The sequence below is a fragment of the Desulfobacter postgatei 2ac9 genome (assembly GCF_000233695.2).
Classification (GTDB): domain Bacteria; phylum Desulfobacterota; class Desulfobacteria; order Desulfobacterales; family Desulfobacteraceae; genus Desulfobacter; species Desulfobacter postgatei.
Genome location: NZ_CM001488.1, coordinates 2,155,086 through 2,168,400, shown reverse-complemented (window position 1 = coordinate 2,168,400; position 13,315 = coordinate 2,155,086). Strand labels below are relative to the sequence as shown.

14 protein-coding genes and 1 tRNA gene are annotated in these 13,315 nt (G+C 47.1%); 11 read left to right on the top strand and 4 right to left on the bottom strand.

The features are described from left to right. The first annotated feature begins 121 nt into the window (after nt 1–121). Genes DESPODRAFT_RS09950 through DESPODRAFT_RS09935 form a run of 4 tightly spaced genes read left to right on the top strand, consistent with a single transcriptional unit; the run spans nt 122 to nt 4,916 of the window. Nucleotides 122–790, top strand: a complete 669-nt coding sequence (locus DESPODRAFT_RS09950) for an XTP/dITP diphosphatase (protein ID WP_004073293.1) — start codon at nt 122–124, stop codon at nt 788–790. After that, on the top strand, nt 783–1,364 hold the full coding sequence (locus DESPODRAFT_RS09945) for a nitroreductase family protein (RefSeq protein WP_004073292.1): 582 nt from the start codon (nt 783–785) through the stop codon (nt 1,362–1,364). Before DESPODRAFT_RS09950 ends, DESPODRAFT_RS09945 begins: the two co-directional genes overlap by 8 nt. Before the next feature lie 2 nt (nt 1,365–1,366). Beyond that, nucleotides 1,367–3,136, top strand: a complete 1,770-nt coding sequence (locus DESPODRAFT_RS09940; RefSeq protein ID WP_004073291.1) for a B12-binding domain-containing radical SAM protein — start codon at nt 1,367–1,369, stop codon at nt 3,134–3,136. Between the two features lie 4 nt (nt 3,137–3,140). After that, entirely contained in the window at nt 3,141–4,916 is a 1,776-nt protein-coding gene (locus DESPODRAFT_RS09935) for a DUF6178 family protein (protein WP_004073290.1), read from the top strand. Between the two features lie 5 nt (nt 4,917–4,921). Here DESPODRAFT_RS09935 and DESPODRAFT_RS09930 read toward each other — a convergent pair whose 3' ends face one another. From DESPODRAFT_RS09930 to DESPODRAFT_RS09915, 4 genes are all read right to left on the bottom strand, one after another. After that, a complete protein-coding gene (locus tag DESPODRAFT_RS09930) occupies nt 4,922–5,662 on the bottom strand; it encodes a response regulator transcription factor (RefSeq protein WP_004073289.1) in 741 nt (246 codons plus the stop codon). Then, on the bottom strand, nt 5,632–6,648 hold the full coding sequence (locus DESPODRAFT_RS09925) for a sensor histidine kinase (RefSeq protein WP_004073288.1): 1,017 nt from the start codon (nt 6,646–6,648) through the stop codon (nt 5,632–5,634). The genes DESPODRAFT_RS09930 and DESPODRAFT_RS09925 overlap by 31 nt, the downstream gene beginning before the upstream one ends. Before the next feature lie 155 nt (nt 6,649–6,803). After that, entirely contained in the window at nt 6,804–8,024 is a 1,221-nt protein-coding gene (locus DESPODRAFT_RS09920; RefSeq protein WP_004073287.1) for a DUF2325 domain-containing protein, read from the bottom strand. 164 nt (nt 8,025–8,188) lie between these two features. Then, nucleotides 8,189–8,264: transfer RNA gene (locus DESPODRAFT_RS09915), tRNA-Asn, on the bottom strand. A gap of 142 nt (nt 8,265–8,406) precedes the next feature. Here DESPODRAFT_RS09915 and DESPODRAFT_RS09910 point away from each other — a divergent pair. The 7 genes from DESPODRAFT_RS09910 (at nt 8,407) to rsxE (ending at nt 13,306) form a co-directional block, all read left to right on the top strand. Continuing rightward, nucleotides 8,407–8,703, top strand: a complete 297-nt coding sequence (locus DESPODRAFT_RS09910; protein WP_004073286.1) for a hypothetical protein — start codon at nt 8,407–8,409, stop codon at nt 8,701–8,703. Between the two features lie 107 nt (nt 8,704–8,810). Next, nucleotides 8,811–9,257 (top strand): SoxR reducing system RseC family protein, encoded by a 447-nt coding sequence (locus DESPODRAFT_RS09905; RefSeq protein WP_004073285.1) that lies wholly within the window; start codon nt 8,811–8,813, stop codon nt 9,255–9,257. A 131-nt stretch (nt 9,258–9,388) separates the two neighbouring features. Beyond that, nucleotides 9,389–9,754, top strand: a complete 366-nt coding sequence (locus DESPODRAFT_RS09900; protein WP_004073284.1) for a cytochrome c3 family protein — start codon at nt 9,389–9,391, stop codon at nt 9,752–9,754. A 91-nt stretch (nt 9,755–9,845) separates the two neighbouring features. Further along, nucleotides 9,846–11,117, top strand: a complete 1,272-nt coding sequence (locus DESPODRAFT_RS09895) for a 4Fe-4S dicluster domain-containing protein (protein WP_004073283.1) — start codon at nt 9,846–9,848, stop codon at nt 11,115–11,117. A gap of 16 nt (nt 11,118–11,133) precedes the next feature. Then, nucleotides 11,134–12,099 carry an RnfABCDGE type electron transport complex subunit D gene (locus DESPODRAFT_RS09890; RefSeq protein WP_004073282.1) on the top strand — a complete coding sequence of 322 codons (966 nt, stop codon included), beginning with the start codon at nt 11,134–11,136 and terminating at the stop codon, nt 12,097–12,099. Next, nucleotides 12,092–12,676 (top strand): RnfABCDGE type electron transport complex subunit G, encoded by a 585-nt coding sequence (gene rnfG / locus DESPODRAFT_RS09885; RefSeq protein WP_004073281.1) that lies wholly within the window; start codon nt 12,092–12,094, stop codon nt 12,674–12,676. Before DESPODRAFT_RS09890 ends, rnfG begins: the two co-directional genes overlap by 8 nt. 21 nt (nt 12,677–12,697) lie before the next feature. Continuing rightward, nucleotides 12,698–13,306 (top strand): electron transport complex subunit RsxE, encoded by a 609-nt coding sequence (gene rsxE / locus DESPODRAFT_RS09880; RefSeq protein ID WP_004073280.1) that lies wholly within the window; start codon nt 12,698–12,700, stop codon nt 13,304–13,306. Nucleotides 13,307–13,315 lie beyond the last annotated feature (9 nt).

Sequence of the window (13,315 nt, the reverse complement as noted above, 5' to 3'; positions counted from 1 at the left end):
GCACCTTAATTGCCACGGCCCTGCCTTCCTTACCGGCTTACCTTTACAAACCGTTGACCAGCAATTATATTAATCCCTAAATTTTAAAAAAACTGTCTAATACGGCACAAGGAGCTTTTAGGTGAAACAGATCTTAGTACTGGCCACGACCAATAAAGGCAAAACAAGGGAATTAAAGGAGAGGCTGCAAGGCTATCCGGTTGAGATAAAAAATCTGTCTGATTTCGGTCCGATTCCCGAGGTGATAGAAGACGGGGAAACCTTTGACGACAATGCATATAAAAAGGCGTCGTTTATTTCCAGAATTCTGGGGTATCCGGCTCTGGCAGATGACTCCGGACTTTGCGTAGAGGCGCTTGGCGGGGCTCCAGGCGTATATTCGGCCCGTTACGCGGGGGAAAATGCCACGGATCAGGACAATGTGGACAAACTTCTGGAAGCCATGAAAAACGAAGAAAACCGCAAAGCAGCCTTTGAATGTGTAATCTCCATTGCGGTCCCCACGGGTGCCGCTTTGACCTATGAAGGCCGCTGCGAAGGGGTGCTTACCCGGGAACCTGCAGGCAATAACGGGTTTGGTTACGATCCGCTGTTCTTTTTCCCGGAACTGAATAAAACCTTTGCCCAGTTATCCATGGAAGAAAAGGCAAAGGTCAGCCACAGGGGAAAGGCATTGCAGGAGATCACCCAGGAGATGGACAAAATTCTGGACTGGATCGACATACAAATGTCGCGAATTAGCACCGAACCGGGCGACTGTCTTTCACCCAAAGGAAAAAACAATGGATAATTTCAAAGAACTTGTAAAATCCAACCGGTCCTGCAGACGGTTTGACAACGCGTTTGCCCTGGATACACAAACCTTGACCGATCTTGTGGAACTCGCCCGGTATACGGCATCCGGGGCGAACAACCAACCCCTGAAATATATTATTTCCAGCAGCCGGGAACAAAACGATAAAATTTTTTCCTGCCTGACCTGGGCCGCTTATCTAAAAGAGTGGAAAGGCCCGGAACCTGCGGAACAACCCACGGGATACATTATCATCCTGGGGGATACCACCATTTCAAACAATTTCTGGTGCGACCACGGTATTGCCGCCCAGACCATCCTGCTGGGCGCCCGGGCAAGAGGACTGGCCGGATGCATGTTTGCCGCCATAAACATCAAAAAACTTAAAAGCCTGCTTGCCATTGACGATCATCTGGAAGTCAAGCTGGTCATCGCACTTGGCAAACCCGTGGAAAAAGCCTGCATTGATGATGTGGGTGACGACGGGGATATCCGGTACTTCCGGGATGAAAATCAGGTTCACCACGTGCCCAAGCGCAAACTTGAAGATCTGATTCTTAAAGCTTTTTAGTCGTGAAGGTTCTGTTTGTCAATCCATCCTGCCTGGATCCAAGGGTTACGGATCCGGATGCGCTTCAGATCCCCATCGGGCTCTATTCTCTGGCAACCATGCTTCTGGACCAAGGCTGGATATCAGGTATTTTGAATCTTGCACCGGCAGGCCCGGCCAATCCGTCGGCAAAGGGATCGCCAAAGAAGGCACTTAACCTGTTCACCCAATCCATCATGCAAGAAAAGCCTGATATTATCGGTTTTTCCGTAACCAGTCCCACCCGGATCAATGCCATGGCATGTGCAGACAAGGCCCGCCAGATCCTGCCGGACAGCCTCATTATTTTTGGGGGGCCCGGGGCCACCTTTATGGCGGATTTCCTGTTTGGGGCCTGCCCGGCCCTGGATGTGATTGTCAAAGGCGAAGGAGAATTCAGCACGGAAAAACTGGTCCATGCGGCAAAAAAAGCAAAAGACCGTTTTGGCACCATTCACCAGACCCAGGCCATCAGAAAAGAACTGGCACAGGATCTTGACCGGATTCCCGGCATTGTTTTCCGCAAGGGGCTAAACATTCATGACACCGGCCAAAGTCAACTGGTAAAGGATCTGGATACCCTGCCCCACCCGTCCCGGTATTTCACTTACCAGCACCTGTCCATGTCCAGGGGATGCCCGGGCCGATGTACGTTTTGCGGATCTCCGAAATTCTGGGGAACCTCCCTTGTCCGCCGTCACTCGCCCCAATGGCTCTTTGAAGAGATAAAGGCGCTTGTCCAAAAAGGTGTGACCCATTTTTTCATCAGTGACGACACCTTTACCATGGATAGTGATGCAGTCAGGCAATTATGCCAAAAAATTATTAACGCAGATCTTGGTATCACCTGGAATGCCATCTCCCGGGTGGATTATATTGACGAGAGCGTACTTGGACTGATGCGCCGGGCCGGATGCATCCAGATCAGCTTCGGCATTGAATCCGGGGCTGAGCCCATCAAAAAGATCCTTGGCAAACCCATTGACAACGACACCTGCGTGGCGGCGTTTGACAAGGTGCGAGCCGCTGGTATCCTGCCCCGGGCTTATTTTATCTATGGCTCGCCAGGGGAGACGGATGCCACCATCCAGGAGAGCATTGATCTTATGCGCCGTTTAGGCCCGTTGAGCACGGTGTTTTACATGCTGGTCACCTTTCCCGGAACAGCCTTGTATAACCGGGCATTACAGAAAGGATGGACCCATGATGGTGTCTGGCAAAAAAATATAGAAGATTTGCCCTGGTGGGAATTGGACCCGGATATGGATTTTGAACAGGTTAAGGGGTGGGGGGATCGGCTCAGGCAGGCTTTTTTCAGAAATCTTGAAGAGTTTGTGAACCGCATCACACGTCATCCGGATAAAACATCTGCCCCCTTGCATGCCGATTTCTTATCGAGGCTTGCCATGACCTTTTCCCATGGAGAATATGCCCGCGATAACCGGGTCCGAAATGCCGAACAGATAGCGGTAAATCTGTTTGAAAAGGCGCTGCAGTTTTATCCTTGTGCCAGAGCCTTCCAGGGCCTTGCCATGATCCAGCAGAAGCAAAAAAAATTTTCCAAGGCCATGGCCCTTCTCGACAAAGGGCTGTCGCATTTTCCAGAAAACAAAGAGCTGTACGTGTGCATGGGGGTGTGTCTGATGAATACCGGTGATTTTCACAACGCCTTAACATATTTCACCCCGTTTGCCCATGATCCCGCGTTGGGGCAGTACATCAAGATATGCAAACAAAAAACAAGGCTATCATAAATATATGAACAACGATTATCAACTGGCCAATAAAGCCAGAAAAGAACTGAAGTTACAGAAAATGCGCCGGGACATCCTTTTCAGTGAAGGCGCCCAAGCCCTTGACATGATCCTGGAAGCCCCCTCCCCTGCCACCTTGATCCAGTCCTTCCCGGATCAGGACCTGTACTACCTGATGCATAAAATCGGGGTCCATGATTTCATTCCGGTTCTGGCGCTGGCCGCATCCAGCCAGTGGGAGTATATCCTTGACGTGGAGGTCTGGGATGATGACCGGCTGAATACCCATATGATGACCCAGGTGTTTTCCCTTCTGTTCAAAGCCGATCCCCAACGGCTTCTGCGCTGGGCCATCAACGAAAAACCAGAGTTTGTGGAATATTATCTGTCACAAAAGATGCATGTTTTTATCCGGGAACACGATGAACTGCCGCCCGAGGATTTTGACGATTACATCACCCTGGATGATAAATTTTATTTCAGATTTCCTGATCAGCAATCGGGCCCAGAGGAAGATCCCGAAGGAGAACTTTTTCCCCAGAATACTCTCCGAGAGAATGGTTTGCCGGATGATGCGCCGGAATTAATCGAACAGATGTTAAAAAAACTTGCCGAAATGGACCTGTCGGTTCTCCACGGCCTGTTCCTTGAGACCTTAAGTATTCTGCCCGCTGAAGCAGAGGAAGAGCAGTTCCGGCAAAAAAACATCAGACTTGCGGAAAAAGGTTTTTTACCGGCTCACGAGGCCATTGGAATTTACCAGCCCATCGCCGGGAAAAACTTAAGACCCAGACCTGCAGTCGCCACCAGTGAAACCCAGGTACTTGATCCGGATATTCCCATGCCGCCTATGTTTTTCGCCCAGTTTTTAAAAGGCGACAACCTGTTTGTAAAAACCTTGGAACAAATCATTGCGCAAGGCGGGATTTTGGACCTTGACAGCGAGCTTGCCGCCCTGATCAACAAAGTCATCAGTGCCGACCGGATCAAAATCAGGAATCTGGAATCCATTGAAAAGCCCCTTGAAAAAACCATGTCGACCTTAAGTTTAGGTCTTGAGGTGCTTATGGACGGCTCCAAGTCCCGCGTGGAAACCGCCGTGGATTTGATCAAAAAATATTTTCTTGAAGATATTTTCAGAACCGGAAGCCGGGAAGGTGCAAGGCTTCAGGCCACGGCACGCAAATGGTATGAGACAAGCTTTATCGGAACCAAAAACCTGCCCTTAAGTTTTCTGGGGGAATCTTACCTGGGCATCATTGGGGGGCTCATGGTTCAGCGGCCCATGTTTTTTGCCAACTATGCCGACAAGGTCTTGTACCGGAACTTTGCCGGCCTTTCCGATATCAGGTCCACCCGGCGGCAACTGGATGAAATCATTAGTTTGGATGATTTTCTCAACCGCCTGGATGTGGACATTGCCACCTTCACCTTTGGGGTACTCACATACAAAAGCATGATCCTGACTCTGTGGGTCCGTGACCGTTTGGGGCTGAACAGGTCAAAAGCATTGAGTCTTGCGCCCATTGAAATTTCTGAATTTAAAGATTTCTTTTCCCAGCTTTTTAATCCGGATGGGACCATCGGCGATACCCAGGCAAAGGATCTGGGATTATGGGCAGCGCAGGCATCCGGCATGCATGAAGCAGATCTGCCCACAGCGCTCCAGGGCATTTTGTACAGACTTTTGCAGGAACTGGAGTCGGAATACGGCCATGTCCGGACACAAGACCTGGATCCCCGGTTTATGCCTATGTTCCTTCTGACAGGACAGGATTAAAGATTTTATTCCCCGGGTTCAAAAATATAACCTACGGATCTGCGGCTTTTAAAATAGACCGGGGACTTGGGCTTGGATTCAAAATATTTTCTGAATCTGACAATAAAGTTGTCCACGGTCCGGGTGGAGGTGTCCCTGGCATATCCCCATCCGGCTTTTAGAAGCATTTTCCGGGACAGGGGTTTTCCCTGATGGGCAATAAAAATCCGCAGCAAGGTGATCTCCTGCTCGGTCAGGACCACTTCACCGGCTGCACACCGGGCCGTTGATGTTACAAAATCAATGTGGTTTGTCCCAAAGGAATAGGCGGTGCCTTCAAATAAAGGACAGCCTGATTTTCTTCTCTCTTTTCCGGGCGGTTCATACCATTCCTTGCGTTTGACAAGACGCTCCACACGCAAAAGAAATTCTTCAAGATCAAAGGGCTTAGACAGGTAATCATCCACCCCGTATTTCAACCCCCGAACCTTATCCCGGGTGTCCCCCCGGGCCGATAAAATCAGCACAGGGATTTTTTCATCCTCCCGGCGGATGGTCTGGAGAATGGAAAACCCGTCAACCATGGGCAGCATAATGTCCAGAACAATAAGATCAGGGTCCCAGGCACGCCATTTTTCAAGGCCTTCAATCCCGTCTACAGCCACTTTGGCCGCATATCCCTGGAGGGTGAGGTTCAGCTTAATCCCCTCGGCAATATGGGATTCATCCTCTATGATCAAAACACGTTTTTTTTCAACCGTTTCCATAACTCTTTATCTCTGACGCTGGCAATGCTTGCCCGGGGGATGGTAATGGTAAATTTTGCGCCTTTTCCTTTACCTTCACTGGAAACCGAGGCCCGCCAACCATGAATTGCAGCAATACTTGATACAAGATACAACCCGAGACCCGACCCTGTATTGGTCTGGTTATTGTTCCTGTCCCCCTGGTAAAATTTTCGGAAAATTTTTTTTGCATCCTCTTTATTCACACCTATACCATTATCAATAAAATCTATGGTCACTTTCTGCAAGTAACTTTTAAACAAAATGGTCAGACAGGGTGTACGGCTTTCATTGTATCGGATGGCATTTGAAAAAATATTGGTCAGTAGAATATCCAATAAAAAGGCGTTTACAGGGTATTCAAATCTGCCCCCTGACGGATTTTTAATCCTTACATCAAGACCCCTGAAGAGAGACGCATTTTTCCGGCAAAACGTCTTTAAAAACACCACAAGGTTTTCCCGAGTCACTTTTGATCCAAAATTCTGGCTCTCTATGCGTGCCAGGTTAAGGATCCTGTCTATGTTTTCCGTAAGCCGGTCAATATCCTTGAGCATATCCGCACTGTATTTTTTTACATCTTCGGGATCCAGGGGGTGGCGGATAAAGGTTTCAAGATAAAGTCGGAGAGAAGTGACAGGCGTTTTCAGTTCATGGGTGAAATTATAGATAAAATTGTGCTGGAGCCGGAACAGGTTCACGGTTTTCTGATAATATATAAACGCTAAAAAAATGCCGGCCAGAACCACGAAAATCAAAAGGCTTAAGACAAGTATTGTCATCCCTGTTTTGGAAGGGAAAATAGCCTGGGGCTCAATGTTGAACTTGAGCATCACAATCTCGAGGGCAGAACGGATCTCCATGTAAAGGCTGACCGTCAGGACCAGAAATGTGGCAAGGGCAAAAATGGAACAGGCAAAAATAAACACCGGGTGAAGATACCACCGGGAAGGGTTCAGAATCTGCATGGATCGCTCTTCATTCAGTATGGGACGCGCCTTTTGTGCAGGACAAAAATAACATATAATTTCCCTAATTGAAAAAATGTCAAGATATCATTTGTTTTGCAAATATGCCCACTGCTAAAGGCCGAGATATGCTGTTTATTGCGCCCTGTCAAACACTAATTGATATTTACGGTATCATCGGGAACAATCAACGCTTTAGTAACGGCTGAAAGGCTTGCGCTATTTAAAATTTTCAACTCTTTATTGTACCGTGTACACAAATTCTTGACCTTTAAACAGGCATTATGACTGTTGCAGCTTACTGGGCATACAACAACATCACATCGTCTGACTTTAGCAGCAAGATCCTCACTGCTATTTTTAAGATAACCGTCATGATAGTCAAATTCTCCCCCGGCCTTTTCAACAATCTGCCGGTAGTAGGATTTCATTTTCGTAATTCCACCTATCATAAAGATCCGTCTGGCGCACAGGCGTCGCCTTGGACAATCCTCGCCGGGGCAGTCTCCTGTTACGGGACAATTTCCAGATTTTCGGCAGGTGTGTAAATTATCCGTCCCGGGGGCAAAGACCGAAGAGAGCTGTGCAAACTCTTTCTTGAGTATTGAGTTCTCATTTCTGGTACTGAATAATTGAATCTCAAGTTGTTTTTTCTCCCGTTCCGCCCGAAGCGTCTCATCCCTTTGGCTGATCAATTCCTGTTCAAGACGCTCAATATCGCGATTCAATTCAGGGCCTGACGGCTCATGCAAAACGATTTGGTGTTCAAGTGCCTCAAGTTTCTTTTTGAGCCAAACGTTTTCCCTTGCAAGAAAACTCTTTTCTTCACTTGCCTGCTTTAACTGACTGACCAGGTCCCGAATTTTTTTGCCTTTTTCATAACTTTTGTTCTTTTCTCGATCCAGGATCTGATCAACAGTTTCCAGCTTGCGCCGGATACTAAAAATTTCAGTCATATTGGCATGGGAAATCATATGAACTTCACCATGGATATCCTGAAGCAACTTAACATTCGTATCCCTATGGGAAACAATGGCATACATTACCGGCCCGATGATACCCCGGGCCGAATAGTCATACCATAAGGATCTTACGCCCTTTGCATCTTTTTTTTTGTAAAGGGCTGCAATCTGCTTCATATATTTTCCGGCCTGATGCCGGATATAGTTGTTTGTCTTGACGGACACCGCATTTTCATCTCCCATGGATCCCATAAGATAAGAGTGGTATTCATAGGGCTTGAGACCGCTGACATCCCATCCGCATTTCTTAAGAATATCTTTATGCTTGTCCACAGACAACATGGCTCCAATCACGGGACATTTAAAATTACGTTCAATTTCCCAAATATTTAAAAACCACTTCCCTGTATTCATCAAACAAATCTCCGATAAGAAACATAAGTTATTTATGGCTTATTTTTAATAATTTAAAAAACAAAATCTGAGATGTCAATTGTTTTTTTGAATATTTGAATATGGGAGGCACAAAAACAAAAATCCCGACAACTTTAGATTGTCGGGATAATCATCTTTTGGGTTGGCTCCCCAGCACGGACTTGAACCGCGGACTTAGTGGTTAACAGCCACTCGCTCTGCCAACTGAGCTACTGGGGAGCAGCGTCTCTCAATCAAGACTTGTGCGTTATATACCAACCAAATTTCTTTGTCAAGCAATTTTAATAAAAAAATTTGACATCCTCTACCCCTAAGATTATTGTTAACTTGAATAAAAAAACAAAGCAAAGAAAGGACGCCAATGGATATTAAAAGTATTCAGGGAATGAACGCCTATACAGCCAATACACTAACGGCAGACACGGCTGATATCCAGAACAATCTTAAGGAAAAACAAGATGTTAAAACAAATACGGAAAGCACCCAGACCACTCAGGAAGCCTTTCAGGTCAACATCACACAACAAGCGTTAGAACTGCAGGCTGAAAACACAGAAGAGCCGGTTAAACAAAACGAAGAACAGTTGTTTGCTCAGCAAACCTATCAGGCCCAACCGCTTCAGGGCCCACAGGGCAGCCGGATTGATATTTTTGGCTGACCTTATCATAATAAAGCAGCGAGCCTGGCAGACATGAATACAACACTACCTGAGTTCCCTAACAGCTTTAATTTGTCACCACTAACCCTATTACATAAGAGTACATCATGATTACCGAAGACGGCATTGTCACCCACGCCACACCCGAAACAGCCTGGATTAAAACCACCCGTTCAGCAGCCTGCGAAAGCTGTGCGTCAAAAGACTCCTGCGGCGTCAGCCATCACCCTTCCGAAGAAATGACCATTATCCTTCCAAACACCCTTGGCGTGGAAGAAGGAGATCACGTGATTGTGGGCATTCATTCAGCCCCCATGCTTTTTTTAAGTTTCTTTCTTTATGTATTCCCAATCATCCTGCTCATCATTGGTGCACTTATCGGGGATGCCCTTGCCCCTGTCTTGGAAATGAGTAGTTCTGCACTATCCATGGGGTTTGGTTTTTTACTGTTTGCAGTCGCTTTTCTCATCATCAGAAAAAAGCAAGCAGGCATGTCAAAAAAAGACAAATATAAACCGTTTCTGGTTAGAAAGAAAAATCCGATCCGCTCCTAAAAAATACACCTTTTGTAATAAATAAATTTCCGCCACTTTTTCCTTGTAAATCTAAAATCAATATACTATATACGCTTCCAGTTGTGGGTTCGTCGTTAAACTCTAACCCCTAAAAAATTGAGAGAAAAGTTATGACATCACAACGAGACCTGAAAATAGCTGTATGGATCATGATCGTTCTTTTGGTCACAGGGATTGTCTGTTACGCGTCCTTTTGCCCTCCTGTTCCGAAAAATCCAGTCAGACTGATGTTTCAGAACAAAGCCGGCAAAGTTTTATTCACACACCTCATGCACACAGATAACTATTCTTTAGATTGTCTGGACTGCCACCACAACATTGAAGATGACGAGACCTACAACTGCAGTGAGTGCCATGGGGAAACAGGTGATGAAAGCATGCCGTCCAGGGCTGACGCATTCCACGCCCAGTGCAAGGGGTGCCATGAAGATTATGGTGCGGGTCCGGTAGAATGTAATGCATGTCACGCACAATAATTTTTTTCAGGATGACGAATATCAACGACGGATATTCATCTGAACAAAATTAGGCTTGGCTTAAGATTTTTACAACACTTAAGGACTAATTATGATTAAACGATCTTTTTTCGCTCTATCCAAACCCAGGTTGACGTATGATATGCTTGATACGTCCCTGCAATCCGCCGAGGAACTTGCAGTGCCTGGCAGTCTTACCCTTCTTTTGTCCGAAGAAATCGACAGCGCAAAAAAGGCTTTGATCGGCCCGGGAGACGTTGTCAAAAAAGGGCAGAAATTAAAGCTTTACGAAGATAGTACACCTTATGTACTGTCTCCTGTTGCAGGTACGATCAAGGGATTTGATTCCTACTCCGATGACTTCGGCAACAAGGCAACCTATATATTGATCAAGCCCGATCCAGCAATCAAAGGCGATGATCAATGGGCCCAGACAAATCTGGAAGAAACCCTTGAGTTTGCAGCCGATTATCTTGGACAGATTCCCGGAGCATTGCCTGTTTCAACCCTGACGAACCCAAACTATGATATCCGGACCATTGTTGTGACAGGTGCAGACACAGATATATTGTGTGACACCTGTCAATTCGTCTGTACGGCATATGCGGGACTGATGGTCGCCGGAGCCAAGATTCTGAAAGCGATGACCCGTGCCGACCGGCTCTGCATTACAGTACCTGAAAATCTTTCAGCACAGATGGACCTTGATGGTTTTAATGTACTCAGAACATCAGATACATACCCGTCCACTCTGCCCGCCATGGTGATGAAAGATCATTTGGGTAAAGAACTTTCACCGGGTGCGATCCCTGAAGATGCTGGTGTCTATTTTGTCAGCCCAGAAGCTCTGGTTTCCCTTGCCCGGACTTACGAAACCGGGCACCCTGTGTTTGACAAAATCGTCACCCTGATCGACAAAGGCGGAAAAAAATACCGGGTCAAGGCAACCATAGGCACACCCATCAGTAAAATATTTTCCTGTTTTAATGTTCAGATCAATGAACGGGACCGGATCATCATCGGAGGACCCATGCGCGGATTTGCCACGTATACGGTTCATCATCCCGTGGTTCCGGATATGGATACCATCATTGTACAGGACAGAAATGTTATCCCCGAACTTTCGGACAATGCCTGTGTCAATTGCGGCGAGTGTGTCCGCATCTGCCCGGCCAATGTACCCGTGAACCTGCTGGTACGGTATCTTGAAGCAAACCTTTATGAAGAGGCTGCAGACAGGTTTGATCTGGAATCCTGTATAGAGTGCGGGCTTTGCGGCTATGTATGCAGGGCCAGAATTCCTTTATATCAGTATATCCGCTTGGGCAAGCATCAACTGTTGACCCTTCGTGAAAATGCTTGAAGATGGGAGAAAGCCAATGACAAACACTAAATTGATCGTTTCCCATGCCCCGTTCTGGCATACCGGAGACAGCCTGTTTCAACAGAATCTGAATTTTATTATCGCTCTTTTACCGGCCGCACTTTTCGGTGTTCTCAATTTTGGTGCGCCTGCCCTTGGGGTGTTGACACTTGCCACTTCATCAGCCATGCTCTGGGAAGTGATCATGTCAGTCATATCCAAGCAAAAAATTGCCATAGGCAATATGGAATCTGCGGTCATCGGCCTGCTATTGGGCATGATGGTTCCAGCCACAATGCCGTGGTGGGTTGTAATCACCGGGACATTTGTTGCGGTCGTCTTAGGTAAATATGCATTCGGCGGTACCGGCGGTAATCCTTTCCATCCGACGCTGGTGGGTATTGCCATTCTCATGATGTCTTGGCCCGCCCTCTTAGACTTCGACACAGCTTATGTATCATATCAGTTTGATTTCACCGCCCTTGCACCTTTGGCAGCGCTGAAATCCCAGGGCACATCCGCTCTGGCCTCATTCTCCAACTACGATCTGCTCATGGGCAAGGAAGTTGGCGGTATTGGCTCCACTTTCGGACTTGGCATCATTATCGGCGGAATTTATCTGATGTTAAGGGGTTATGCCAGATGGGAAATTGTTGTTTCGTTCATCGCAGGCATTCTGATTACCGCAACGATTTTCTATCTGCTTCATCCGGATACATATGCCCCGCCGATATTTCACTTGTTCGCAGGATATACCCTTATAGGCGCCTTCTTCCTGGCTGTTGAAAATTCATCCTCCCCGGTTCATCTCATTCCCATGCTGATTTACGGATTTTTAGGTGGGTTCATGATCATTCTGGTCCGCAATATAGGTATTTATCCGGACGGCACGATCCTGTCCATCCTGTTGATAAACCTTATCAATCCGCTGATTGATGTAATAAAACCCAAAGCCCTTGGAAAGGGGGTGCCCAATGCGTGAGATGCTAAGTATGATTGTGGTACTGACCGTTCTCACGGCAGTATCCGGCGGCCTTCTGGCAGCTGTTGAAAAAACAACCAAGCCCCAGATTGAAGAGCAGGTCTTAAAATTCCAGAAAGCACCCGCCATCAAAGAAATTTTCACGGATATCACCAATAATCCAATCCAGGAACGTGTTGACGTAACTGTTGATGATACCACACTTCAGGTATTCCCGGGTATTCTTGGCGACGGACAGAAAGCCGTTGCATTTGAAGCCAAAGGTACCGGATTTGGTGGGCCTGTCGGCCTGATGGTCGGTATCAACCTTGAAACCGATGAAATCATCGCGGTACGCGTTACAACCCACTCGGAAACCCCCGGCATCGGTTCCAGGGCAAAAGAGGACTTGTCCTTTGTCTCCCAGTTTGCCGGTATGTCCATGTCCGCCAATTTTGGACTTAAGAACGGCGGCGGAAGCATTGATGGCATGTCCGGTGCAACAGTCACGTCAGTCGGTGTTAGCCAGGCCGCAATAGCAGCCCAGGCACTATACAAGAAACTGAAACCTGAAATCGTTAAACAGATCGCTAACTAAGGTCGTTCAGGAGAGATAATTATGGCACAATCCCTGGTAAAAGAATTTACAAAAGGTCTGTGGGCGGAAATTCCCCCGTTCCGGCTGGTTCTTGGGCTTTGCCCCACGCTTGCCGTAACCAAGACCGTAGAAAATGGTATAGGCATGGGTATAGCCACCACCTTTGTTCTGGTCTTCTCAAATATTTTAGTCTCCATGCTTAGGAATATAATCCCCTCGAAGGTCAGAATTGCCTGCTATATCGTTATCATCGCCACCTTTGTTACCATTGTGGAATTTATGATGCAGGCGTATACCTATGAACTGTTCCTGAAACTCGGTATTTTCATACCCTTGATTGTTGTAAACTGTATTGTACTGGGCCGGGCAGAAGCCTTTGCCGGTAAAAATACAGTCATTCCGTCTGCGGCTGACGGCTTGGGCATGGGTATTGGTTTTACTATGTCCCTGGCAGCACTCGGGGCTGTACGTGAGCTCATTGGAGCCGGCACGCTGACAGTATGGGGTGGTTCTCCCATCTTTACAATAGGTCATGGCTATATTCCCTTTCAATTCATGGTTGAAGCTCCGGGTGCATTTATCGGCCTGGGCCTAATGCTCTGCCTGATGAACCTCATCGGGCAAAAATAAGGTAAGGAG

Bases quoted from the DNA above. Each gene is read 5' to 3' on its own strand.
- DESPODRAFT_RS09945 (WP_004073292.1), top strand. From the start codon at position 783: ATGGATAATTTCAAAGAACTTGTAAAATCCAACCGGTCCTGCAGACGG.
- DESPODRAFT_RS09935 (WP_004073290.1), top strand. From the start codon at position 3,141: ATGAACAACGATTATCAACTGGCCAATAAAGCCAGAAAAGAACTGAAG.
- DESPODRAFT_RS09930 (WP_004073289.1), bottom strand. From the start codon at position 5,662: ATGGAAACGGTTGAAAAAAAACGTGTTTTGATCATAGAGGATGAATCC.
- DESPODRAFT_RS09925 (WP_004073288.1), bottom strand. From the start codon at position 6,648: ATGCAGATTCTGAACCCTTCCCGGTGGTATCTTCACCCGGTGTTTATT.
- DESPODRAFT_RS09920 (WP_004073287.1), bottom strand. From the start codon at position 8,024: ATGAATACAGGGAAGTGGTTTTTAAATATTTGGGAAATTGAACGTAAT.
- DESPODRAFT_RS09910 (WP_004073286.1), top strand. From the start codon at position 8,407: ATGGATATTAAAAGTATTCAGGGAATGAACGCCTATACAGCCAATACA.
- DESPODRAFT_RS09905 (WP_004073285.1), top strand. From the start codon at position 8,811: ATGATTACCGAAGACGGCATTGTCACCCACGCCACACCCGAAACAGCC.
- DESPODRAFT_RS09900 (WP_004073284.1), top strand. From the start codon at position 9,389: ATGACATCACAACGAGACCTGAAAATAGCTGTATGGATCATGATCGTT.
- DESPODRAFT_RS09895 (WP_004073283.1), top strand. From the start codon at position 9,846: ATGATTAAACGATCTTTTTTCGCTCTATCCAAACCCAGGTTGACGTAT.
- DESPODRAFT_RS09890 (WP_004073282.1), top strand. From the start codon at position 11,134: ATGACAAACACTAAATTGATCGTTTCCCATGCCCCGTTCTGGCATACC.
- rnfG (WP_004073281.1), top strand. From the start codon at position 12,092: ATGCGTGAGATGCTAAGTATGATTGTGGTACTGACCGTTCTCACGGCA.
- rsxE (WP_004073280.1), top strand. From the start codon at position 12,698: ATGGCACAATCCCTGGTAAAAGAATTTACAAAAGGTCTGTGGGCGGAA.